This window comes from Streptomyces sp. S.PB5, assembly GCF_030403745.1.
Taxonomy (GTDB): Bacteria; Actinomycetota; Actinomycetes; order Streptomycetales; family Streptomycetaceae; genus Streptomyces.
Genome location: NZ_JAQMWP010000039.1, coordinates 23,441 through 44,474, shown reverse-complemented (window position 1 = coordinate 44,474; position 21,034 = coordinate 23,441). Strand labels below are relative to the sequence as shown.

The following is a 21,034-nucleotide window of genomic DNA, read 5'->3' as shown; positions in this document are numbered from 1 at the left end:
CGGTGGCCGTTCAACTATGCGGGCACCATCCCGATGCCGGAGCAAACCCCCGGATCAGGTCGAACCCGTACACCACTTCCCTGGACGCAACCTTGCAGATCATGCCCGAAAGATCGCCAAGTGGGACCGGAACCCGCTGCCGAACTGGGTCACCTCACGTTGTCGAAGCCACTCCACGAGCCCTGCGGGCTCGGGCAGATCCGCCCGAGCCCGCATCCAGCCCGAAGAAACCGACAGCCCGGCTGGACAAACGCACCGACAGATCGTCAAGACAATCACGCAAGACCGCAGGTCATCGCGGCGCCAGTCGACAAACCAGATCGGAACCCACAGCCGGCACCACTCTTGGAACTTCAGGAACTCCAACGACCCGACGTCCCGCCCGCCGTACCCCGCTCGCCGTCGCGGGCGCCTCGATCGCCGCCCTGGCCCTCGCCGCCTGCGGGGGCGGGGCACCGGACACGGCCGGGCGCCCGCCGCGTCGGCCTCGTCGGCGACCGCCGGAACGACTTCATGGGCTTCACCGTGACCGACGGGGACACCTTCGCCGCCAGTGGGCACGGGCCCCGGGCAGCGGTCCCCTGGCGATGTCGGCCTGATCGAGACCTCGGACGCGGGCCGCACCTGGACGTCCCGGTCGCTGTCGGGACAGGCCGGCTTCCATCCCTTCGACTCGGCCAAGGGCACGGTCCACGGCTACGAAGGCGGCTGGCTCCAGGTCGGCACCGACCTGAAGACCTGGGAGGGCCGGGCGGCGCCGGCGGTCCTCGACCTCGCGGTGGACCCCGCCGGGGACACGTTCCTGACCACGAGGCGGAGGGCGTCGTCATCAGCACCGACGACTGCAGCCCGGGACTCGCGGATCGGCGTCGCCGCGGTTCCCGAGCGCAGGGAGTCGGACTCCGGTCGAGGCCCGGCGGCTCCACGTGCCTCCGACCCACAGAGGGAAGGCTCGGGCCGGACGGCCGTCACCGTCGCGCTGTACGGGCTCGGCGCCGGTCCTGCTCGCCGTCACCCGCTCCGGGCACCGCGCACCCCTGCCCCAGGGGATGAGCCGGTCGCCGGAGGGAACGGGCGTTCCCACGCCCCGCCAGGAAGACCACGGAGCCACTCCCCCGCCGGTCGCTTGAACACCCTCCACCCCAGCAACGTACTAAGGGCACTAGCAGTCAAAGACCGCGCGGCTGTTCCGTGGCGCTCGTACGACACGGCGGCGCCGGCTGTGCGAACCCGCTGTGCCCTGACGATGTGGAAGGTGACATGGGAACTCTGACGGTCAGTTGGGCCATCGCACTGGTCGCTGCCCTGGTGGCCGCCGTCAGCGCGGTCCGGGTGGCGACCACTGGCGGTGAGACCCGGTTCGCGGCGGTCGGCGACCTGCTGATGGGCCTGTGCATGGCCGCCATGGCACTCCCGGCGACGGTCGGCTGGTACGCGGGCTACGGCATGTGGTGGTCGGTGGCGTTCAGCCTTCTCGGGCTCGGAGCGGTGGCGATGGCCGTCAAGCACACGCGCGCGTGCGGGTGGAAGCACGGCCGTCACTGGGTGCACCTCATCGTCGGCAGCCTCGGCATGGTGGTCATGACGCTCGCCATGACGAGCACATCGTCCGGACCGGTGCTCGCCCTCGGCGGTGGGCACTCAATGGCGGGTATGCCTGGCATGGAGAGCGCGGCGAGCACGACGGGGACACATCAGATGGCCGGAATGGACTCCATGGCGGGGATGGAGTCCATGGACGGCATGGGCTCCGCGCACGGCGGGATGGACATGCCGGGTATGGCGAACGCCGCGGCCGACGCGGGGTCCTCAGGGGGATCCGGTGCCTTGTGGCGGTGGGTGATCGCGATACTCGCCGTGTACTTCCTGCTCTCGATCGGCGCCTCCATGTGGGCGAGGGTCCGCGGCACCGGCCCGCGCGGCCGGCGGAGCGGCTCACGGGGTGCGGGCCGCTGGCTGCTCGCCATGCCCGACACGGTGGTCGTCTTCCTCGCGTCACTGACGCTCTCGGTGTGGGACAGGACCAGGACGGCCCAGCGGTCGGGTCACGGCCGGCGCCGCAAACTCGGGGCCGCGCCCGACGCGGCGCTGGCGGCCCACGTCGGAATGGGCGGGACCATGTCGGCGATGCTGCTGATGATGGTCGCGTGAGCGGCGCCGGGCTTTACTCAGGTTTGCCACGCGATATCCGCGCCGGGACCCCGGCGGACCTGCTTTCTGCTGGGGCTCCGGGGGCCCGCGGCGGCAGCCGCTGATGTCAATGCCTCCGCAAGAGGCTCCGGTCCGGCGGGTCCAGTCCCATGTCGCCTTCGCACACCCGCAGGCGTGCCGTTTTGTCGGCGCTCGGAGCAGCCGTGGTTCCGCTGTTGGCGACCGCCCGTTCCGGCGGGGAGGACGATTCCGCCTCGCACTCCCCCAGCCCGGCGAATCCGGAGGCGGGGCCGGGCGGGAAGGGCACCGTGGTCCGGCACCGGCAGCATCTCGGGCGGAAAGTCCGGGATGTTCACCGCCCCGACCGAGCCGGGCGAGTACGAGGTCGTCTGCACCTTCCACCCGGACATGACCGGCACTCTGATCGCCGGCCGAGCCGACGCGGGCCCCCGCTCTCCGTGCCCGAGCAGGGAAGCGAGGTCACGATCGGCCCTCTGACTGTGCCCTGCGACCGCACCCCGCGGCCGGTCGCGTCTCGGGACCGCCGAATCCGTCGCCGCAGGTCGCGATGTGAATGGCGCAAGCCGGCGAGCAAGGTCCACTTCAAGCGGATCGTGTGGGCAGCACCACAGGTGACAGGATACCCCTAGGGGGTATAGCGTCATCACCGGCCGGGTGGACAAGGCAGCCATGCCCCTCCCGGCGCAGCGACCCCACGCACCCAGACCTGAGGAGGAAGCCATGACCACCGAGACGAACACCAGCACGGGCTCCTGCTGCGGCTCCGGCGGCTCCTGCGGCTCGGGCACCACGTCCGACGTCCAGATCCAGGGCACCGGCGCCACCATCACCGTCTACAAGGTGTCCGGCATGACCTGCGGCCACTGCGAGGGCGCGGTCTCTCAGGAGATCTCCGCGCTGGACGGCGTCACCGCGGTCACCGCCGTCGCCAAAACCGGAGAGGTGACCGTCACCTCCGCCGCCCCGCTCGACGTGGAGGCCGTCCGCGCCGCCGTCGACGAGGCGGGTTACGAGCTCGTCGGCCGCGTCTGACGGCTCGGTCCGGGCCCGCAGTCCCGGACACGCGCGTTCGCGCATTCCTCCGGCGCCGGGACGTACCGCTCCGCCGACACGGACGCCGTGCGTCCCGGCCTGCCCCTGGAAACACGTACATGACCAGCACGGCCCTCGAGGCGGCAGTCCCCGGCGCAGCACCCGCGCCCTCCTTTGCGGTCGAGCTCTCCGTCGGCGGCATGACCTGCGCCTCGTGCGCGGCCCGCATCGAGAAGAAGCTCAACCGCACGGACGACGCCACCGCGCCACCGCCCCACTACGCCACCGAGAAGGTGAAGGTGTCGTACCGGGCAGAATCGCGGTCGCCGACCTCATCGCCACCGTGGAGAGGGCCGGCTACACCGCCGAGGAGCCGCCGCCCGTGGTCGCCACGGCTGAGGCGAGCGAGCCCGAGGCCGCTCCCGCCGCGGACGGTGAACTGCTGTCATCCCGGGTCCCGCAGGTACGAGGCGCGGTTTCCATCCTGGCTGCGGATACCCCCACCACGTAGGGGCCTGCCGTACCTGGCCTCCGCCGTCGCACAGGGCCGTTCGACCCTCCACTAAGGACCTTAGTTCCATAGGACTCGCGGGGCGCCGGGGTCACGGTGAAGAAGCCCGCATCGACCGGGCGACAGAGGCGGTGAGGCGCGCGGGGCCGTCCGGCCCTGCCGGCAAAGGACCTGCGGCCCTGCCCTCGGCACGCTCAGCCCCTGCCGGACGATGCACGACAAGTTCAGCCTGGAAAAAGACCACCCATACCGGGTGGAGGTATGGGTGACGCAGCCGAGGAGGCCTCGTCATGACCAACGACGGCAAACGTCCGCTCTACGCACTCGCCGCGGCGATCGGGATCGTCGGGCTCGTGGCCCTTGGGGTGCCCATCGGGACCCTCGTCCTGCTGGCCGCCCTGGCCGCCTGCCCGCTGATGATGATGTTCATGATGCGCGGCATGCACGGCGGGGGCATGCACGGTGGGCACGACCGCACGGACGAATCCACCGACCGGGACCGCGATCGGCTGCACAAGCACGATCACCGGCACCCCTACGGCCATGGCCGGTCATAGCGCGGGACCGGGCCTCCGCGGGTCCTGCCACCATGCGGCGGCAGCGGTGCGGGAAGCGCCATGACCGCCGTGGTGGCGGCACTGATCGGCTCGCTGATCCTGGCCGCCCTGGTCTATGACATCGCCCGGCTGGTGACGCCGGGCGAGAGCCGCCTTCCGCCGCTCGCCCGGCTCAGGGGCCGTCGGGCCGCCTTGGAGACTGCCGAGATATGGCTCGTCGGGCTGCGGCTCCACGGCCGGATCGACGCGGCCGCCTACCGCACGAGGATGCACGGCCTCGCCCTCGGCGAGCGCACCCCGAGGAGGACGTGATGGCTGACGCCGCATACGGCCTGTGGCCGCTGGTGGTGCTCAACACCCTGCTGTTCATCGTCTTCGCCGCGAGCTTCTTCCACCCCAGGAGCAAGCGGGACTGGCGGGCGATGGGCGCCTACAGCGCGTTCATGGTGGCGCTGTTCACCGAGATGTACGGCACCCCGCTGACCGTCTACCTGCTGGGCAGCTGGCTCGGCTCCCGGTTCCCGCTGCTGGAGGACACCCACGCCGGCGGCCACCTGTGGAACGACCTGACCAACTGGCAGGGCGACCCGCATCTGAGCCCCTTCCACCTGGCCAGCTATGTCGGCATCGGCGTCGGCTTCTGGCTGATCGCCGTCGCATGGCGGGTGCTGCACGACGCCGCCCAGCACGACCGCCTGGCGACCACGGGCCCGTACGCATATGTGCGCCACCCGCAGTACGACGGCTTCCTGCTCATCATGATCGGGTTCCTGCTGCAGTGGCCGACCATCCCCACCCTGATCATGTTCCCGGTCCTGGTGTACGTCTACGCACGGCTGGCCCGCAGCGAGGAGCGCGAGGTCGCGAAGAAGTTCGGCACCGGCTGGGACGCGTACGCCGCCCGCACCCCCAGGTTCTGGCCCAGGTGGCACACCCGTCCGCCCGCGCCGCACGGTGGCCCGCCGGCACGGCACCAGCGCCGCACCACCGCACGGGGGTGAGGGACGTGATCGCCCTCGTCCGGTCCCTGATCGGTCCGCAGCCACCTGTCGTCGGGCTGTGCGACTACCGCCTCCCCTGCCGTTGCCAGAGGTCTGTCGGGCGTCGGCCACACCGCCGCGGCGCTGGTACACGCTGCCGCCGACACGCTGCGCGACCTCCCGTCCCGCACGTCGTCGGCCACTGTCAGAGAGGCACGTCCGGGAATCCGAGGAGGGAGTCATGAGCTCCACCGCATCCGCGTCCATCACCCACGCACCGCCGACACGGCACCCACGGCACGTCCTGACCGCCACCGGCATCGAGAAGGCCTACCGACGCGGCGTCTGGCCCACCCGGCACAGCCTTCACGTGCTGCAGGGCGCGGATCTGTCGCTGGCCCCCGGTGAGGTCGTGGGTCTGGTCGGAGAGAACGGCTCCGGCAAGAGCACCCTGATGAAGATCCTCGTGGGGGCGCTGCGGCCGGACGCCGGCACCGTGTCGTACGACGGCCGGCTCGGCTACTGCCCCCAGGAGCCCGTCGTCTACGAACGCCTCACCTGCGACGAACACTTCGAACTGTTCGGCCGCGCCTACGGGATGACCCCCGAGGCCGAGCGGCACGCCCGCCGGGCGATCTACGAGTCGCTCGGTTTCGAGCGGTACGCCGCCACCCGCACCGACCAGCTGTCCGGCGGCACCCTGTCCAAGCTCAACCTCGGCCTCGCGCTCCTGGCCGATCCCGACGTACTGCTGCTGGACGAGCCGTACGCGGGCTTCGACTTCGACACCTACCTGAAGTTCTGGGACCTCGTCGGGCAGCGGAGGCAGGCCGGCCGGTCGGTGCTGATCATCAGTCACTTCGTCACCGACGAGGAGCGTTTCGACCGCATCGTGCAACTGCGGGACGGCAAGGCGCGGCCACGCGACGAGAAGGCCGTGGCGTCATGACCACCACCGGGCTGCTCGTACGCCGCTATGTCAGTGAGACGGCGCGCAATCGGGTCACCGTGTCGATGCTGGTCGTCGTGCCGGTCGTGTTCGTGGCCGTCGCCGCGCAGAAGATCGCGGACGCCGCCGAACTGCTCGGCGGACAGGGCGGGGTGGCTGTGGAGACGGCCACCGCCGGGTGGGCCGCGGCCTTCGTCTCGGCCATCGCCATGTACTTCCAGGTACGCTCCGCCCGCGCCACCGACCGCCGCCTGGTGCTGGCGGGACTGGCTTCCGTACGGCTGGTCGCCGCCCGGCTCGCCACCGGGCTCGCGCTCGCCGTCACCGCGACCGCTGCGGCCCTGGTGACCCTGGCGGCCCGCACCGGTATCAGCGTGCCGGGGCGGACCATCGCGGGGACCCTGATGTTCGCGGTGATCTACCTGGGCATCGGGGCGTTGATCGGCGCCCTCGTGCCGGAGCCGGTCAACGGCACCGTCCTCGTCTTCTTCGTATGGATCCTGGACGTCTTCTTCGGTCCGGCGTTCGGCGCCGCGGACCGGGTGGTGACGCGTCCCCTGCCGACGCACTTCGCGGCGCTGTGGATGATGGATCTGCCGTCCCGCCACGGTGGCCGTATCGGTGACCTCGGCTGGGCGCTCGTGTGGACCGTCGCCGCGCTCGCCGTCAGCTGGGCGGTCGTCGCGGCCACCAGCCGCGCCGCACGACCGCGCCGCCCGGCGGGCCAACTCGCCACCGCCCTGCGGATGGGGCTGCGCGAGGCAGGTCGCAACCGCGTGCTGTGGGCGCTGCTGATCGCCGTACCGACCGCCTTCATCCTGCTCGCCGCGGTCAGCACCCCGGACGAGTACCAGTCCATGGTGCTCACCGAGAACGGCCGCCGGGCCGTGGTGCGGTTCTGGTTCCCCGACGCCCATCCCGGCTTCATGGCCCCGGTCTCCATCGCCACGCTGGCCGCGCTCGTAGGGCTGTTCACCGCCCTTCAGGCGCGCTCCGGCGACCAGCGGCTCTTCCTGGCCGGCCTGCGCGTCCGCAGCCTGCTCACGGCTCGGCTGTCCGTCGTCGCCCTGGGTGCACTGGTCGCGACCGCGGCTTCCCTCGCCGTCACGGCGGCCCTGTTCGACCCCCGCCAGTGGGGCCTCTACCTCCTCGCCAACCTCTTGATGGGCCTCACCTACGGTCTGATCGGCGTGCTGATCGGCTCGTTCGTCGGGCGGGTCGGCGGGGTGTTCGTCGCCTTCCTGGTGCCGTTCCTCGACATCGGCATCGAGCAGAGCCCCATGCTCAACTCCGAGGTGTCCGGCGTGGGACGGACCCTGCCCGGCTACGGCGCCTCCCGGGTCCTGTACGACGCCGCGCTCACCGGGTCCTTCGACGAGACCGGCCCGCTGCTCATCGCCCTCGCCTGGCTCGCGGGCCTCACGATCGCGGCCGCGCTGCTGTTCCGCCACGCCGTGCGCACCACGGCCGTATGAGGTTCCGGCCCGCCTTCGCGGAGGCTTCGTACGAGCGCCGGGCACGACGGGGGCGTCACGGCGTCCTCGCCGGGGCGAGGGCGGGGCGCGAGTTTCACCCTCGTACTGCCGTTGCAACCACGTCGGTGACGTGCGCTCCGGGGTCATGGGGCCGGGCGGCCCGGCTCGGTGGAGCTCTTCCCCAGTTGATCGAGACGGCGCTCCAGGGCGGGGTGGGTGGAGAACAGGTTCGCCACGGTGGAACCCGGGCCGAGGTGATGGGCCCGGCCGCCCCTGTCCTTGCTCCTGGCCATGTACACCGGTCTTCCTGCTCATCCGCGCCGTGTCCTGTTACCGCGAACCGGCCGCCGACCGGCCCGCCGCCCTGCTCACCGGCCGACCTTCCGCGCGTTCTTCTTCACCCCGGCCGCGTGCGTCGAGATGCTCATCCTGATCTCCCCCCGGTCGCGAAACGGTCCAGAGAACGGCGTGGTGCGGCTTCACTGCCCGAGGACCGCGCGCCTGTCACCGCAGGCACTCCGCACGGCCCCACTGGTCGTTTGCGGGAGGCCATCGGCTGCTCGGGGCCGTGCCCGAAATGTGAAGGAGGTGCGGGCACCGTCCGGATGTGCCGTGCATCGGTTGCGGAGGCGGGTGGTTGACGCGGGCGCCCGGGAACCATGGAATGTGGCGGCCGCCGCCCTGTCGTCGGCGACGGCGGCGGCCGCCTGCGCGAGTGCTCGCGTCTTCCCTTGGCGCGAGACCTCGCGCGGGATCGTCCTCACGACCTGTTGGGCGTGCGGGAGTTCGCCCATGGGCTGTGAGGACGAGGGACCGGGGCCGCGGACCGTTCGCGGGATGCGGGCTCCGGTTTCCCTGCGGGCTCGGTTGACTCTTCAGGCCCGGGGACTGGGGGCGGGTACGGGGCGCGGACCGGCCGGTGGCGCAGCTTCCGCTCGCTGCCCGAAGCGTAGAAGATGTCCGCGCCGGTCGGGAAGAGAGCCTCTCGGCCACCGCCCGGAGGCGGCGGCCGCTGACCTGCGCGATGGGACGCTGCGAGAGTTCGGTATCTCGCGGCCGCTTCAGTTCGGCCGGGGCGCGACGGGCTGGCCGGTGCCGGGGGACCGGTATCGGTCGGTCCAGGAGGACAACCCGGCACGGTCGGCGAGTCCGAGGGTGGTGAGAACGTCCTCGATGCGTTCTGTGACGGATCCGGGGTCGATGTGCAGCTGTTCGGCGATTGCCTGGCCGTCCAGGCCCTCGGTGACGACCGGGCGAGGTCCGTCCCGGTGCTGCTGAGCGGGCGGCTGGGCCATCGGGGTCGGCGGTGGGGGCGTGAACGGTGCGTCCAGTGCGTAGACCACGGGCTCCCCGCTGTTCATCCGGGCACCCTTGGCGAAGGCTGCCTCCGGTGACCACGACGGCGTAGGTCTGACGCACCGTGCGGGCCCCGCCGGGCAGTTGGGCGGCGCGTTCGGCTCGGAGGCGCGAGGTGCGCAGTCCGGCGAGGACCTCGAAGGTGACGGCCATGCCGATCACGTCGTGGAAGGCGTGCCGTATCCAGGGGGTGTCGCGGACGCGGGCGATGGCGGTGGAGAAGCGGCCGAGGACCCGGTCGGACTGGGCAAGCAGCCAGTCGAGGTGCGAGCGCATTCAGATACGGCCGCCGCGGTTCGCCCTCAAGGAGGGACGTCTGCACAGCTGCCGCACCAGGCCCTGGCGCCGGCCTCCGGGCCCGGGCGAAACCTACGCCTACGCGGTCATACATGTGGGGTGACGGCAGCGTTGAGGGTAGGAATGCCAGGCGGTGGCGGTCTGCGACGCGACCGGTCATCCGACCACCGGCCCACACTCCACGGAGCCGGAATCCGGACACGGCCCCGCCGACGCCGAGGGGGTGGACGCCGCCCCCGGGCCCGAATACTCGGATGCGGGCCCGGCCGGCGCCCGCCTAGGCTTCCGCGAGGGCCCGCACGGCGCCCTGTCGGCAGCAGGCGGTCAGCTGATCGGAGATGTACGGGGCCATGACTTCTCGACTGTTCGCAATCTGCTTCGGCGCGAGCGAGCCGCTGCGCCTCGCGCGGTTCTGGTCCGGGGTCCTGGGCTGGGAATTGGTGGACGATCCCCGGGACGGCGTCCAGCTCGTGCCCGGTGACGACGCCGGGTTCCGGCTCCGTTTCGTTCCGACCGAGGACCCCAAGTCCGGCCCGAACCGCATGCACTTCGATCTGACGAGCGCCACGCTCGAGGAGCAGCAGCGGACGGTGGAGCGGGCGTTGGCGCTCGGCGGCCGGCACCTCGACATCGGCCAGGGCGAGGTCGATCACGTGGTGCTCGCCGACCCCGACGGCAACGAGTTCTGTGTCATCGAGCCGGGCAACAAGTTCCTCGCCGACTGTGGATTCCTCGGAGCACTGGCCTGCGACGGTTCACAGGAGGTCGGCTACTTCTGGAGCCGGGCGCTGGAGTGGCCACTGGTCTGGGACCAGGACGAGGAGACCGCCATCCAGTCGCCGCACGGAGGCACGAAGATCACATGGGGCGGACCGCCGGTGGCGCCGAAGAAGGGCAGGAACCGGCAGCAGTTCGACCTCACTCCACCCCCCGGCGCCGACCTGCGGGCGGAGATCGACCGTCTGCTCTCCCTCGGGGCGACACACGCCGGGCAGGGCGACGCCGGTCAGGTACTGATGCTCGATCCCGACGGCAACGAGTTCACCGTACTGACACCCCGGTGACGACGCCGGCTGCCGCTGACGGACGGCGGCCCGGCCGCACTGTCAGTCCCCCGTGGCACCGTGGAGACGGCACGAGCGGCGTGCGGCGAGCCTGCGTCGCCGCTCGCGTCGATCTCGCCGTGACAAGGGGGCCGCGTCATGACCGACATCGACACACAGTTCCTGCGCAGCCTGTTCGACGAGGAGGGCGGCCTGCACACCGCGGGCCGCACCGCCCTGTACCGCCTGTACGGACCCGAGGGCCTGCTCTACGTGGGCATCACGATCTGCCCCCTCACCCGTATTCGCACCCACTTGCGAGACCAGCCCTGGGGGTCGGAGGTCATCGCCATCCGGATCGAGTACCCCGGTGACGCGGAGGCGGCCGAGCGTCGCGCGGTCCACACCGAACGCCCCAGGCACAACGTCGTCTTCAACGGCCCGGCCCCGTCCCCGCCGCCCGATCCCGCCTCCCGTCTGAGGGTGCAACTCGCCGTCGAGCGGCGCCGGTTGGAGGAGCTGGAGGCCACCGTCCCCGAATCCTCCACCCACCTGCGCCTGTTGACGCGGGCCATCACCACGAAGCGAGCGAGGGTCGCGAGACTCGCCCAGGAGATCCGGCTCGCCGAGGACCCCGCGGCCCCACGGCGCCATGGTCGAAATTCGCTACCGTGACGGCCTGGCACGACGGAGACTCGTCCCATGACTGACATGGGGGCGTTCCGGCAGGCGGTCACCGAGTGGGCGGCGGGTGGTCCCGGCGACCCCGCACGCGAGCTGGCCGAGCGGCTCTCCGTACGGACGGCCGTCCTGCTCGAAGGGCTGAGCGATGCCGCGGCGGTCGACGCGCTGGCCGCGAGCCGCAGCCGTGATCTGGCGGCCGAGGGCGTCTGTGTGATGCCGATGGGCGGCGCGATGAGCGTCGGGCGTTTCACCCAGCTCCTCGGCCCACCCGGTCTCGGCCTTCGCCTGACCGGACTGTGCGACGAGGCGGAACACCCCTACTACACCCGCGGCCTGGAGCGGGCCGGTGCACCGCAGGAGGGGTTCTTCGTCTGCGCGGCGGACCTGGAGGACGAGCTGATCCGCGCACTGGGCGTGGCCCGGGTGGCGGAACTCGTCCGGGAGGAAGGCGACCTGCGCCCCTTGCAGACCTTCCTCCGCCAGCCCGCGCAGCAGGGCCGCACCGCCCAGCAGCAGCTCCGGCGCTTCCTCGGCACGAAGAAGGGGCGCAAGATCCAGTACGGCCGTGTCCTGGTCGAGGCCCTCGAACCGGACCGTGTACCCGCGCCGCTCGACGATCTCCTCAGCAGCGTCTGACGAGGCCTGTCCTCCGCTCGGTCGCCCTCTCACAGGCCGGCGTCGGTGAGGATGCGGTCCATCCGGGCGGGGCCGAGCACGGGGTTGGCCGCGGCGGCGTCGGCGACCTTGGGGTCCGGGTCCACGAGCAGTCGCTCCAGCAGGGCGTCCGTGATGTTGGGGTGGCGGGCGACCCCGCGGCGCAGGAAGGGCTCCGGGGCGCCGGCCAGTCGGTGCAGCGCCGGCACCGGGAGCCGGGGGTCCTGGAGGGCGACGTAGCGGACGTCCGGGTCCGGTTCGTCGACGAAGGTGCGCAGGGCGTGGCGGGGGAAGTTGGGGTGGTCGACGTGCAGTGGCTTGAGATGGAAGACGTCTCCGTGGGCGCGTACCAGCTTTTCCAGGACTTCTGATGGTGCGTCGGGTCTGCGGGCGGCGATACGCCGGACCGACAGATCCGGGTCGTCGTCCAGGCGGCGCCATGCCTCCTCGGGAAGGTCGGGGCAGCGGGCGAGGGCACGCCGGAACACCGCGTGCGGGGAGTCCAGACAGGTCAGCCGCTCGCCGAGGGGGAGTTCGCACAACCAGGTCGGTTCCCCCGGCCGCCAGGTCAGCGCGATCCGGGCGTCGTCGCTTCCCTCGGCACGTTCGGCTTCCACCAGCGCGAACAGCCGGTCGCGGGTCGGGGTGTCGAGGTGGCGGCTGATCGCCAACGCGATCCGCACGTCCAGGTCGGCGATCTGCAGGAGCCGGTTGACCATGTCGGCGGAGAGATGCGGGTTGGCGGCGACGGCCCGGTGGAGCTTCACGTCCTTCACCCGCATCAGCTCGGCGAACTGGGCCGACGTGAGCGGGACGTGACGCGCGACGTGGGTCCGCACGGCTGGGTCGGCGAGACAGCGGTCCCTCAACTCAGCTGGAACGCCGGGCTGTTTGTACAGGGCGGCCGCTGTCCGCACGGTCGGGTCCGGGTCGGTGAGCAGCGCCGTCTGCACCGGCTCCGGCCGTTCGTGCCACGACTGGGCGACCGCGGCGCGCAGCTTCGGGTCCGAGGACTCTGCCAGTGCGGCACGGGGGCGGCCGTAGACCTCTTCCAGGTCGTCGATGGGGAGCTGCACTTCCAAGTCGACGGTTGTCCGGACGAAGTCTGCGAACCCTTCGCGGATCGCCGGATCCGGATGCCCGGCGATCCGGCGGCGCATCGCAGGGGAGACCCGGTCCCGGCGCAGGGCCACCACGATGTCGCCGCCGCCGTGCCGCAGCACCGCCTCGGCCACGGTGTCCGCCAACCGCTCACGGCGCTGGGCCATCCCGTGCCGGCCGGCCCCGTGGACGGCCAGCCGGACCAGGATGTCGTCAGAAGCCGCCGGGTTGCGCCCCAGTCCGGAGAGCTGTGGGTGCTTCAGACTCGTCATGCGCCCACCGTAGACGGCTCAGCTCAGCTCAGCCCTGCCCGGCAATCGTTGCCGCCGCGGTGGCCGCGTGTGCTCACCGCTGCTCCCGCTCCACCGGAAGCCACAACTCGGCGTCGGCCTCGGTCCCGTCCGGCGAGAGCCGGGTGCGCAGGATCTCCGGGCCGGGTCGGCTGCGGTACGGGTTGGCCGGGAACCACTCGGTGAACACGTCACGCCACAGTTCCTGGATGGCCTGCGGAGCCGGGCCCGAGGCGGTGAAGACCGCCCAGGTGCCGGCCGGGACGGCCAGGGCGGTCGTGCCCTCGGGGGCCGGCGCGGAGGTGATCACCGCGTGGTAGTAGTCGAGTTCGGTGCCCTCGGCGCGGCTGGGGTCCAGATCGTCGCAGACCGCGACGATGCCGTGGGGCTCCTGGTCCGACAGCTTCTCCAGTTGCTCCACGGTGCCCCGGCCGATCCCGCGGACGAAGTCGATGATGGCCTGGTTCGGACCCGAGTGGATCAAGGGCACCCGGGCCTTGGGGCCCACGACGGTGAACTCCGGCCGGTCCACTACGCGATAGCGCATGCTGCTGCTCCCTTCGATGGTGAGACGGAAGGTCAACCGGGGCTGGGAGACGAGCGCGGCACCCGTGCGCCGGGCCTCCCCCGGCCCGACGCCGTGCACGGCCCGGAACGCCCGCGCGAACGCCTCGCCCGAGCCGTAGCCGAACCGCACCGCGATCTCCAGCAGCGACTCACGGCCCGCGAGCACCTCGGCACCCGCGACGGTCAGCCGCCTGCGCCGGATGTACTCCGACAACGGCATCCCCGCGAGCGCGGAGAACATCCGCCGCAGGTGGTACTCCGAGGTCGCCGCGGTACGCGCCAGCCCCGCCACGTCGATCTCGCCGTCGAGGTGCCCCTCGATGTGCTCCATGACCTGATTGAGTCGTTCCAGCACGCCCGGTCCCCTTCCTGTTTACGATCACCACGCTAGGCAGCGGGCACCCACCGGGACCCGACATCCTGTGCCCGATCGGGTCGGGTAGGGAGGGACGGGCCGACCTGGGGCGGGTGCGGGACCCGGTGCGAGAATCCGATCATGTCCGAGGAATGGTCACGCTGGTACCGGGGCCGGTTGGTCGTCGGCCCGTTCACCCCTTTCGAGCCGGGTGAGCTCGCAGTTCTCGAACAGGAGACCGGGGCACCCCTGCCGGCGTCGTACCGGTCCTTCCTGGAGGCGGCGGGCGGAGCGAGCCTCTCGTACACGGTCCGCCTGCCGGCCTGCGAGGCGGAACCGCTGCAGAGCTTCGACGAGCTCCACCGGCTCGGCAGGGACGGCTCCGGCGAGTACGGCCACGGCACTCTGCTCGGCGAGTACCGCCGGTGCAAGGAGTGGCGGCTCGGGGACGATGTCCGCCCCTCAGGTCTGTTGCCCATCGCCCGCAACGGTGGCGGCGACACCTTGTTCCTGGACCTCGATCCGGCGGCCTGTGGCCGGCTTCATGCGTTCGTGCACGGCATCGCCTGGCCCGGCCGGCTCCGGCAAGGAGTCCTCACCGAGGTCTCCGACGACTTCGATTCCTATCTCGACGATCTGTTCGTCACCCGGGAGGCGGCCGAGGACGTGTGGGCCGATGTGGCCGGGAGTGAGGTCGACGATCCGTGGCGGCTGACCGTCGAGGCCTGGCTCGACAGGGAGGTGGCCGGGTGGCGGGCCGACCCGTGGGCGGCGGCGCTCTGACCGTGGGGCACCGGTCGGGTACTGCAGTGGGCCGGCGTTCCTCGTAGGCTGATTCCCGCGCATGACGGACAGGAGGCCGAGGTGGCCGAAGCGACGCCCAGTGGGACCGGGTTGGCCGAGGTGATGGCCGAGCTGGCCGGGCTCGAGGATCCGAAGGTCCGGGCCGTGAACGAGAGGCACGGGGACGATCACGGGGTGAACCTGGGGAAGCTGCGGGCGCTCGCCAAACGGCTGAAGACGCAGCAGGACCTCGCCTGCCGGCTCTGGGAGACCGGCGACTCCTCGGCGAGGCTGCTGGCGCTGTTGATCTGCCGCCCGAAGGCGTTCGGGCGGGACGAGCTGGATGTCATGCTGCGTGCGGCTCGGACGCCCAAGGTGCACGACTGGCTCGTCAATTACGTCGTGAAGAAGAGCCCGCACGCCGAAGAGCTGCGCCTGGCCTGGTGCGCCGATCCGGATCCCGTGGTGGCGAGTGCCGGGTGGGCACTGACCACCGAACGGGTGGCGAAGAAGCCCGAGGGGCTCGACCTCTCGGGGCTCCTCGACGTCATCGAGGCGGAGATGAAGGACGCCCCGGATCGGCTGCAGTGGGCGATGAACCACTGCCTCGCCCAGATCGGGATCACACACGCCGAGCACCGCACGCGTGCCGTCGAGATGGGTGAGCGCTTGCAGGTGCTCAAGGACTACCCCACTCCCCCGGGCTGCACATCTCCCTTCGCACCCGTCTGGATCGAGGAGATGGTGCGTCGGCAGGCCGGCCGGACGGCGACCTGAGTCCTCCCCCCCGTACGTCCCAGTACGCCCCGCCGTCAGACGTCCTCCACCGTCGCGGTGACCGGCGTACCGATCTCGACCGTGCGGCTGACCGTGCAGAGTCGGTCGTGGGAGGTCTTGACCGCTCGCGGAAGGATCGCCCGCGCCCGGTCCGCGCCTTCGCCGTCGGGGAAGGTGACGGAGAACGTGACCGCCAGGTCTGTCAGCCGGTTGCCGAGTTCGTCGGCGACCTTGTTGCCGGTCACGGTGACGGAGAACCCGTCCGGTTCCGCGTGGCGGCTGGTCGCGATGTCGACGTCCACCGCCGTGCAGCCGCCGAGCGCGGCGAGCAGCAGCTCGACCGGGGTGAACTCGGTGTCCCCGGCGGCATCGGAGCCGGTGCCGAAACTGATCGTGCCGCCACGGGAGTTCGTCGCGGTGAAGTGGCCGGTGCTGGTTCGCTCGACGGTGACGGAGCGCAGGGAGTCGTCGGTCATGTGGTCGACAGTAAACGTATGACCGGATCGCAAAGGCACCCCGACACGGGCCGTCCGGCCGGTGGCCGTTCTGATCGCTGGCGCCTCCTCCAGCAAGCGCTTGTCATGCACTGAACGCAAGGCCGTTCATTTCCGTACGTTTCGTAGGAGCCGTGGTCGGCTTCGCGAGCATGGGGTCCGAGAACTCGGACAACGGTGCCGCCGTGGAGAGGTCGGTAGTCGAGTGGGGAAAGCAAGGCGAGCGAAGCCCGGCAAGAGGACTCCGGCAGCCCGCGCGAAAGCTGCGCTGGACCGGGCGCAGCCTCCGCCCTCCGAGCCGCCCCCGTCCACGAAACGCGCACCGGGGAAGTTCTCCACCCGCAACTGGCGGGTGGCCCGGCGGCTGCGCGCCATCCTGCTCATCCCGGTGCTCGTGACACTCGTGTTCGGCGGGCTCCGGGTGAACCGCGCCATCGACACCTGGCAGAGCGCCGACGACGCGGTGCGGGTCGCCGAACTGGTCCAGGCGGCGAACAAGTACGCCAGCGACGCGATCAACGAACGCGATCTGTCCGTGGTCCCGTTGCTCCAGGGCGACACCGGCTCCGAGGTGGTAGCCAAGGCGCGCAAGGTCACCGATCAGGACCGGGCCGCGTTCGAGGCGGCGGTCGAACGGATGCCCAAGACGGCGCGGCTGCTCAGGAGGGTCGAGGTCGTCCAGCAGGGCAGCGAGCAGCTGGACGACATCCGGGCCGCGGCATTCACGTCGAAGCTGCCGGGCGTGCAGACCGAGGAGAAGTACCACCTCATCCAGCACCCCTTGATGGAGCTGGCCAACGAACTCGGCTTCGGCAGCAGCAACCAGGCCAGTTTCGGCCGGGCCCTGTACGCCATCTCCCTCACCCAGGCCGCCGAGTCCCTCACCCGGGCCATCGGCACCCACATCCTGGTGGAGGACCGCAGCGCCCTCCAGGACGGTGAACTCGAGTCCCAGCTGGCCTCGTTCCGGTCGTACGCCTATCTCCAGCAGGTCGCGCTGGTGGAGTTCGACGGGGCCGCGACGAGCCAGGACACGGCGCGGCTGCAGAAGGCGCTGGACACCGCGAGGGCCAAGGGCGAGCAGCAGGCCGTCGAGGCGGCGCAGCGTGCGGACGAGGCCGGGGAGGAGTATGTCGCTCCGCCGGCCATGACGAAGATGATCAGCGAGATCGCATCGGGGAAGCCGGCCACGGAACTGGCGAAGCAGGGCATCACCACCGAGTCGTTCTTCGCCGCCTCCACCCTCTCCTTCGACGCGTACCGGCAGGTCGAGGTCTATCTGACCGACACCGCGCTCTCCAACGCCGAGGACATCGCCGACAGCGCCCGCCGTGACGCCATCGTCAACTCCTCGGTCGCCCTCGCCGCCGTGCTCGCCGCGTTCCTGATCGCGGCGGGGGTGGCCCGTTCGATGAGCACGCGGATGAGTCTGCTGCGCGCCTCGGCGTTCCAGATCGCCGACCAGCGGCTGCCGGCCCTGCTCGCCCAGCTGTCCCGCTCCACTCCCGGACGCGTCGACTCCCGGGTCGCCCCGATCCCCATCACCTCGACCGACGAGATCGGCGAGGTCGCCCGCGCCTTCGACCAGGTCCATCAGGAGGCGGTCCGGCTGGCCTCCGAACAGGCCCTGCTGCGGGGCAACATCAACGCGATCTTCACCAACCTGTCGCGCCGCAGCCAGTCGCTGATCGAGGGCCAGCTGAGCCTGATCACCGACCTGGAGAACAACGAGGCCGATCCGGACCAGCTGGAGAACCTCTTCCGCCTGGACCACCTCGCGACCCGTATGCGCCGCAACGGCGAGAACCTCCTCGTCCTCGCGGGCGAGGAGTCCAACCAGCACGGCATGGGACCGCTCGCCCTGATCGACGTGCTGCGGGCCGCCGCCTCCGAGGTGGAGCAGTACGAGCGCATCGAGCTCTCGGGGGTGCCGGAGGCCGAGATCCACGGCCGTGCCGTGAGCGACCTCGTGCACCTGTTCGCCGAGCTCCTGGAGAACGCCACCGCGTTCTCCTCGCCGCAGACGATGGTCCGGGTCACCGCGGGGCGACTGCCCGACGGCCGGATCATGGTGGAGATCCACGACAGCGGTATCGGTCTGACGGCCGACGACTTCGCCGCCATCAACCACAAGCTCGCGCATCCACCGACCGTCGACGCCAACATCTCCCGGCAGATGGGCCTGTTCGTGGTGGGCCGGCTCGCCGACCGGCACGGCATCCGGGTCCAGCTGCGCCCCTCGCGTGCGCAGACGGGCACGACGTCGCTGGTCATGCTGCCCGACACCATCACCTACACGGCGGTGGAGGCCGTACCGGCCGAGGGGCCCGTCGCGCTTCCGCATGCGCCGCAGGAGGCGCCGGACCTCGCGGCCGTCGCCGCGGTCATCGCGGACAGCGTCGCCCGCCGCGGCCGCGGCATCCATGAGACCTGGGAGGACCCGGGGAACGACGCGATGAGCCGCTTCCTCCACCGTGAGGAGCGGCGCAGGCAGACGACGCGGGGCGAGCATCAGACCACGGGGCCCGACACCCCTCAGTGAGGCAGTCGCGCAACTAATGGTTGCGAATAGCGGCCCGCCGTCGTAACCTGATACGCAACCAAAGGTTGCGAAAGGGAGTCGGGGATGGAGTACGGCAGCATCGAGCGCGACATCCATGTCGAGGCATCACCCGAGGTGGTCTTCGAGGTCATCAGCCGGCCGGAGCACATGCGGGAGTGGTGGCCCGACGACGCCCGGTTCAAGCCCGTGGAGGGCACACCGGGCGAGCTGTTCTGGCGTGACGAGGCGACCGGCGAGACCATGACCGTCGAGTTCACCGTCCTGGAGGTCGCCCCGCCGTCACGGTTCTCGTTCCGCTGGTGCTACACGGACGCCGGACGAGCAGGGGACTCCCTGCTGGTCACCTTCGACCTGAAGCCGACACCCGACGGAACGCTGGTGCGGATGACCGAGACGGGGTTCCGCGAGATGGGCTGGGAGATCGCCGTGCTCGAGGAGCAGTACCGCGATCACGTCAGGGGCTGGGACCTCTACATCCCGCGGCTCGGCGCGTACGTGGCACGGCTGGGATCGACACCATGAGCACGCCGATCGACGACGACCTGTGGTCGGCCATCGGCGACCCGACCCGGCGCACCCTGATCGACCTGCTCCTCACCTCCGGACCGGGCACCGCCACCTCGCTCAGTGCGGACCTCCCCCTCACCCGGCAGGCCGTGTCGAAACATCTGGCCGTCCTCGACCGGGTCGGCCTGGTCCACGCCGAGCCGGCGGGCCGTGAGCGGCACTACCGGGTCGACGAGGCGCAACTCGCCCGCGCGGCCGCGCAACTGGCCTCGGTCGGCACGGCCTGGGACGCCCGACTGCGTCGTATCAAGCACATCGCGGAGGCGATCGAGCGCCGCCGCGCGACTGGCTAAGGAGCATGAGAATGGTCGACATCCTGCATCGGATCGGTGCCGTCGCACCGCTGGACGACGTCTACCGCGCGCTTGCGACACCGGAGGGCATCTCCGGCTGGTGGACCACCGACACCTCCGGCAAGAGCGAGGTGGGCGGTCAGCTGGCGTTCCGCTTCGGCGACGTCGGAGGCTTCGACATGGAGATCCTGGAGCTCGACCCCGTCGGCCGGGTGCGCTGGCGGGTCACGGACGGCCCCGCGGAGTGGATCGGGACCGAGATCGACTTCAGTCTCAGCCGGCGCGACGACTACACGATCGTCCTCTTCAAGCACGAAGGCTGGCGGGAGCCGGTGGAGTTCATGCACCACTGCAGCACCAAGTGGGCCGTCTTCCTGATGAGCCTCAAGGAGTACGTGGAGAGCGGACGCGGCAGGCCGGCGCCCGACGACGTCCGGATCAGCGACTGGCACTAGCCATCGACACCGTCCGCGCCGTCTCACCCCTCAGCGATTTGAACATGTTCAAATATGGCGGCTACGCTTCTGCCACCACAGTTGAGGGGGACCGATGAAGGTAGTGCTGCCCGGGGGTACCGGACAGGTGGGGACCGTCCTGAACCGTGCGCTCACCGCGGCCGGCCACGAGGTCGTGGTGCTGACGCGGCGGCCCGGGCACGAGCGCGAGATCGGGTGGGACGGGAAGACGCTCGGCCGCTGGGCCGAGGCGATCGACGGCAGCGATGTCGTGATCAACCTGGCCGGCCGCAGCGTCTCCTGCCGTTACACGGCGGAGAATCTGCGGGCCATGATGGACTCTCGGGTGGACTCCGCCCGAGTGGTCGGCGAGGCGATCGCCCGGGCCGCGCGGCCGCCTCGCACCTGGCTGCAGATGAGTACGGCGACGATCTACGCCCACCGCTTCGACGCGGCGCACGACGAGGCGACGGGAGTGATCGGCGGCCGGGAGAGCGGCGTGCCGGACCACTGGGCGTACAGCGTCGAGATCGCCGAGAACTGGGAGCGGGCGCAGGCCGAGGCGCCCACTCCTTGGACCCGGAAGGTCGCGCTGCGCTCGGCGATGGTCATGAGCCCCGACCGTGGCGGGGTCTTCGAGGTGCTGACACGGCTGGCCCGGCTGGGACTGGGCGGGCCGGTGGCCGGGGGCGCGCAGTACGTCTCCTGGATCCATGACGAGGACTTCGTGCGGGCGGTGGAGTTCCTGATCGCCCGGGAGGATCTGGACGGGCCGGTGAATCTCGCCTCCCCCGGTCCCCTCCCCCACCGGCAGTTCATGCGGACGCTGCGCGCGGCGCGGGGCGTACCGGTCGGGCTGCCCGCCACGCGGTGGATGGCGGAGGTGGGTGCCTTCGCGCTGCGCTCGGACACGGAGTTGCTGTTCAAGAGCCGGCGGGTGGTGCCGGGAAGGCTGCTGGAGGCCGGGTTCGACTTCGCGTATCCGACGTGGGACGGGGCCGCCGCGGACCTGGCCCGCCGCGCCAGGTCACCTCGCGGAGGCCGGAGGCACGCGGAAGCCGCGGCCTGACCACGGGCCG

General features: G+C 71.1%; 22 protein-coding genes and 1 pseudogene. 18 read left to right on the top strand and 5 right to left on the bottom strand.

The annotated features are described in order from the left end of the window. The first annotated feature begins 1,260 nt into the window (after nucleotides 1–1,260). The 8 genes and pseudogenes from PH203_RS48250 (at nucleotide 1,261) to PH203_RS48215 (ending at nucleotide 7,676) form a co-directional block, all read left to right on the top strand. Nucleotides 1,261–2,151 (top strand): DUF5134 domain-containing protein, encoded by an 891-nt coding sequence (locus tag PH203_RS48250; protein WP_289929193.1) that lies wholly within the window; start codon nucleotides 1,261–1,263, stop codon nucleotides 2,149–2,151. Between the two features lie 741 nt (nucleotides 2,152–2,892). Then, nucleotides 2,893–3,204, top strand: coding sequence for a heavy-metal-associated domain-containing protein (locus tag PH203_RS48245; protein WP_289929192.1), 312 nt, complete (start codon nucleotides 2,893–2,895; stop codon nucleotides 3,202–3,204). Between the two features lie 119 nt (nucleotides 3,205–3,323). After that, nucleotides 3,324–3,586: pseudogene (locus PH203_RS48240) on the top strand (heavy metal-associated domain-containing protein); the annotation flags it as partial. Nucleotides 3,587–4,005: 419 nt separating this feature from the next. Continuing rightward, nucleotides 4,006–4,272, top strand: a complete 267-nt coding sequence (locus tag PH203_RS48235) for a DUF2933 domain-containing protein (protein ID WP_289929190.1) — start codon at nucleotides 4,006–4,008, stop codon at nucleotides 4,270–4,272. Between the two features lie 60 nt (nucleotides 4,273–4,332). After that, nucleotides 4,333–4,584, top strand: a complete 252-nt coding sequence (locus PH203_RS48230) for a hypothetical protein (protein WP_289929185.1) — start codon at nucleotides 4,333–4,335, stop codon at nucleotides 4,582–4,584. Beyond that, the gene (locus PH203_RS48225) at nucleotides 4,584–5,273 is read left to right on the top strand and encodes an isoprenylcysteine carboxylmethyltransferase family protein (RefSeq protein WP_289929183.1); all 690 of its coding nucleotides are present in this window, start codon (nucleotides 4,584–4,586) and stop codon (nucleotides 5,271–5,273) included. Before PH203_RS48230 ends, PH203_RS48225 begins: the two co-directional genes overlap by 1 nt. 220 nt (nucleotides 5,274–5,493) lie before the next feature. Next, complete coding sequence (locus PH203_RS48220) at nucleotides 5,494–6,201, top strand: ABC transporter ATP-binding protein (protein WP_289929182.1); 708 nt, start codon at nucleotides 5,494–5,496, stop codon at nucleotides 6,199–6,201. Then, a complete protein-coding gene (locus tag PH203_RS48215; RefSeq protein WP_289929181.1) occupies nucleotides 6,198–7,676 on the top strand; it encodes an ABC transporter permease in 1,479 nt (492 codons plus the stop codon). The genes PH203_RS48220 and PH203_RS48215 overlap by 4 nt, the downstream gene beginning before the upstream one ends. A 143-nt stretch (nucleotides 7,677–7,819) precedes the next feature. Here the strand turns inward: PH203_RS48215 and PH203_RS48210 are convergent, their stop codons facing one another. After that, nucleotides 7,820–7,969 (bottom strand): hypothetical protein, encoded by a 150-nt coding sequence (locus tag PH203_RS48210; protein ID WP_289929180.1) that lies wholly within the window; start codon nucleotides 7,967–7,969, stop codon nucleotides 7,820–7,822. Between the two features lie 768 nt (nucleotides 7,970–8,737). After that, on the bottom strand, nucleotides 8,738–9,037 hold the full coding sequence (locus PH203_RS48205; protein WP_289929177.1) for a hypothetical protein: 300 nt from the start codon (nucleotides 9,035–9,037) through the stop codon (nucleotides 8,738–8,740). Between the two features lie 642 nt (nucleotides 9,038–9,679). Between PH203_RS48205 and PH203_RS48200 the strand changes: the two genes are divergently transcribed. The 3 genes from PH203_RS48200 (at nucleotide 9,680) to PH203_RS48190 (ending at nucleotide 11,692) form a co-directional block, all read left to right on the top strand. Further along, on the top strand, nucleotides 9,680–10,393 hold the full coding sequence (locus PH203_RS48200) for a VOC family protein (protein ID WP_289929176.1): 714 nt from the start codon (nucleotides 9,680–9,682) through the stop codon (nucleotides 10,391–10,393). Nucleotides 10,394–10,531: 138 nt separating this feature from the next. After that, the gene (locus PH203_RS48195) at nucleotides 10,532–11,047 is read left to right on the top strand and encodes a GIY-YIG nuclease family protein (protein ID WP_289929175.1); all 516 of its coding nucleotides are present in this window, start codon (nucleotides 10,532–10,534) and stop codon (nucleotides 11,045–11,047) included. A 27-nt stretch (nucleotides 11,048–11,074) separates the two neighbouring features. Beyond that, the gene (locus PH203_RS48190; protein ID WP_289929173.1) at nucleotides 11,075–11,692 is read left to right on the top strand and encodes a TOPRIM nucleotidyl transferase/hydrolase domain-containing protein; all 618 of its coding nucleotides are present in this window, start codon (nucleotides 11,075–11,077) and stop codon (nucleotides 11,690–11,692) included. A gap of 29 nt (nucleotides 11,693–11,721) precedes the next feature. Here PH203_RS48190 and PH203_RS48185 read toward each other — a convergent pair whose 3' ends face one another. Further along, nucleotides 11,722–13,083: a hypothetical protein gene (locus PH203_RS48185; protein ID WP_289929171.1), complete on the bottom strand. Its 1,362-nt coding sequence runs from the start codon at nucleotides 13,081–13,083 to the stop codon at nucleotides 11,722–11,724. A gap of 73 nt (nucleotides 13,084–13,156) precedes the next feature. After that, a complete protein-coding gene (locus PH203_RS48180) occupies nucleotides 13,157–14,023 on the bottom strand; it encodes an AraC family transcriptional regulator (RefSeq protein ID WP_289929170.1) in 867 nt (288 codons plus the stop codon). A 141-nt stretch (nucleotides 14,024–14,164) separates the two neighbouring features. Between PH203_RS48180 and PH203_RS48175 the strand changes: the two genes are divergently transcribed. Continuing rightward, nucleotides 14,165–14,806, top strand: coding sequence for an SMI1/KNR4 family protein (locus tag PH203_RS48175; protein WP_289929169.1), 642 nt, complete (start codon nucleotides 14,165–14,167; stop codon nucleotides 14,804–14,806). 123 nt (nucleotides 14,807–14,929) lie between these two features. Then, a complete protein-coding gene (locus PH203_RS48170; protein WP_289929198.1) occupies nucleotides 14,930–15,583 on the top strand; it encodes a DNA alkylation repair protein in 654 nt (217 codons plus the stop codon). A 35-nt stretch (nucleotides 15,584–15,618) separates the two neighbouring features. Here the strand turns inward: PH203_RS48170 and PH203_RS48165 are convergent, their stop codons facing one another. Further along, complete coding sequence (locus tag PH203_RS48165; RefSeq protein ID WP_289929168.1) at nucleotides 15,619–16,059, bottom strand: OsmC family protein; 441 nt, start codon at nucleotides 16,057–16,059, stop codon at nucleotides 15,619–15,621. Between the two features lie 370 nt (nucleotides 16,060–16,429). Here PH203_RS48165 and PH203_RS48160 point away from each other — a divergent pair, with 370 nt between their 5' ends. From PH203_RS48160 to PH203_RS48140, 5 genes are all read left to right on the top strand, one after another. Next, nucleotides 16,430–18,619 carry a nitrate- and nitrite sensing domain-containing protein gene (locus PH203_RS48160; protein WP_289929197.1) on the top strand — a complete coding sequence of 730 codons (2,190 nt, stop codon included), beginning with the start codon at nucleotides 16,430–16,432 and terminating at the stop codon, nucleotides 18,617–18,619. Nucleotides 18,620–18,703: 84 nt separating this feature from the next. Then, entirely contained in the window at nucleotides 18,704–19,162 is a 459-nt protein-coding gene (locus PH203_RS48155; RefSeq protein ID WP_289929167.1) for an SRPBCC family protein, read from the top strand. Continuing rightward, the gene (locus PH203_RS48150; protein WP_289929166.1) at nucleotides 19,159–19,500 is read left to right on the top strand and encodes a metalloregulator ArsR/SmtB family transcription factor; all 342 of its coding nucleotides are present in this window, start codon (nucleotides 19,159–19,161) and stop codon (nucleotides 19,498–19,500) included. The genes PH203_RS48155 and PH203_RS48150 overlap by 4 nt, the downstream gene beginning before the upstream one ends. 11 nt (nucleotides 19,501–19,511) lie before the next feature. Further along, complete coding sequence (locus PH203_RS48145) at nucleotides 19,512–19,955, top strand: SRPBCC domain-containing protein (RefSeq protein ID WP_289929165.1); 444 nt, start codon at nucleotides 19,512–19,514, stop codon at nucleotides 19,953–19,955. Nucleotides 19,956–20,049: 94 nt separating this feature from the next. Next, complete coding sequence (locus tag PH203_RS48140) at nucleotides 20,050–21,024, top strand: TIGR01777 family oxidoreductase (protein ID WP_289929164.1); 975 nt, start codon at nucleotides 20,050–20,052, stop codon at nucleotides 21,022–21,024. Nucleotides 21,025–21,034: the final 10 nt, after the last annotated feature.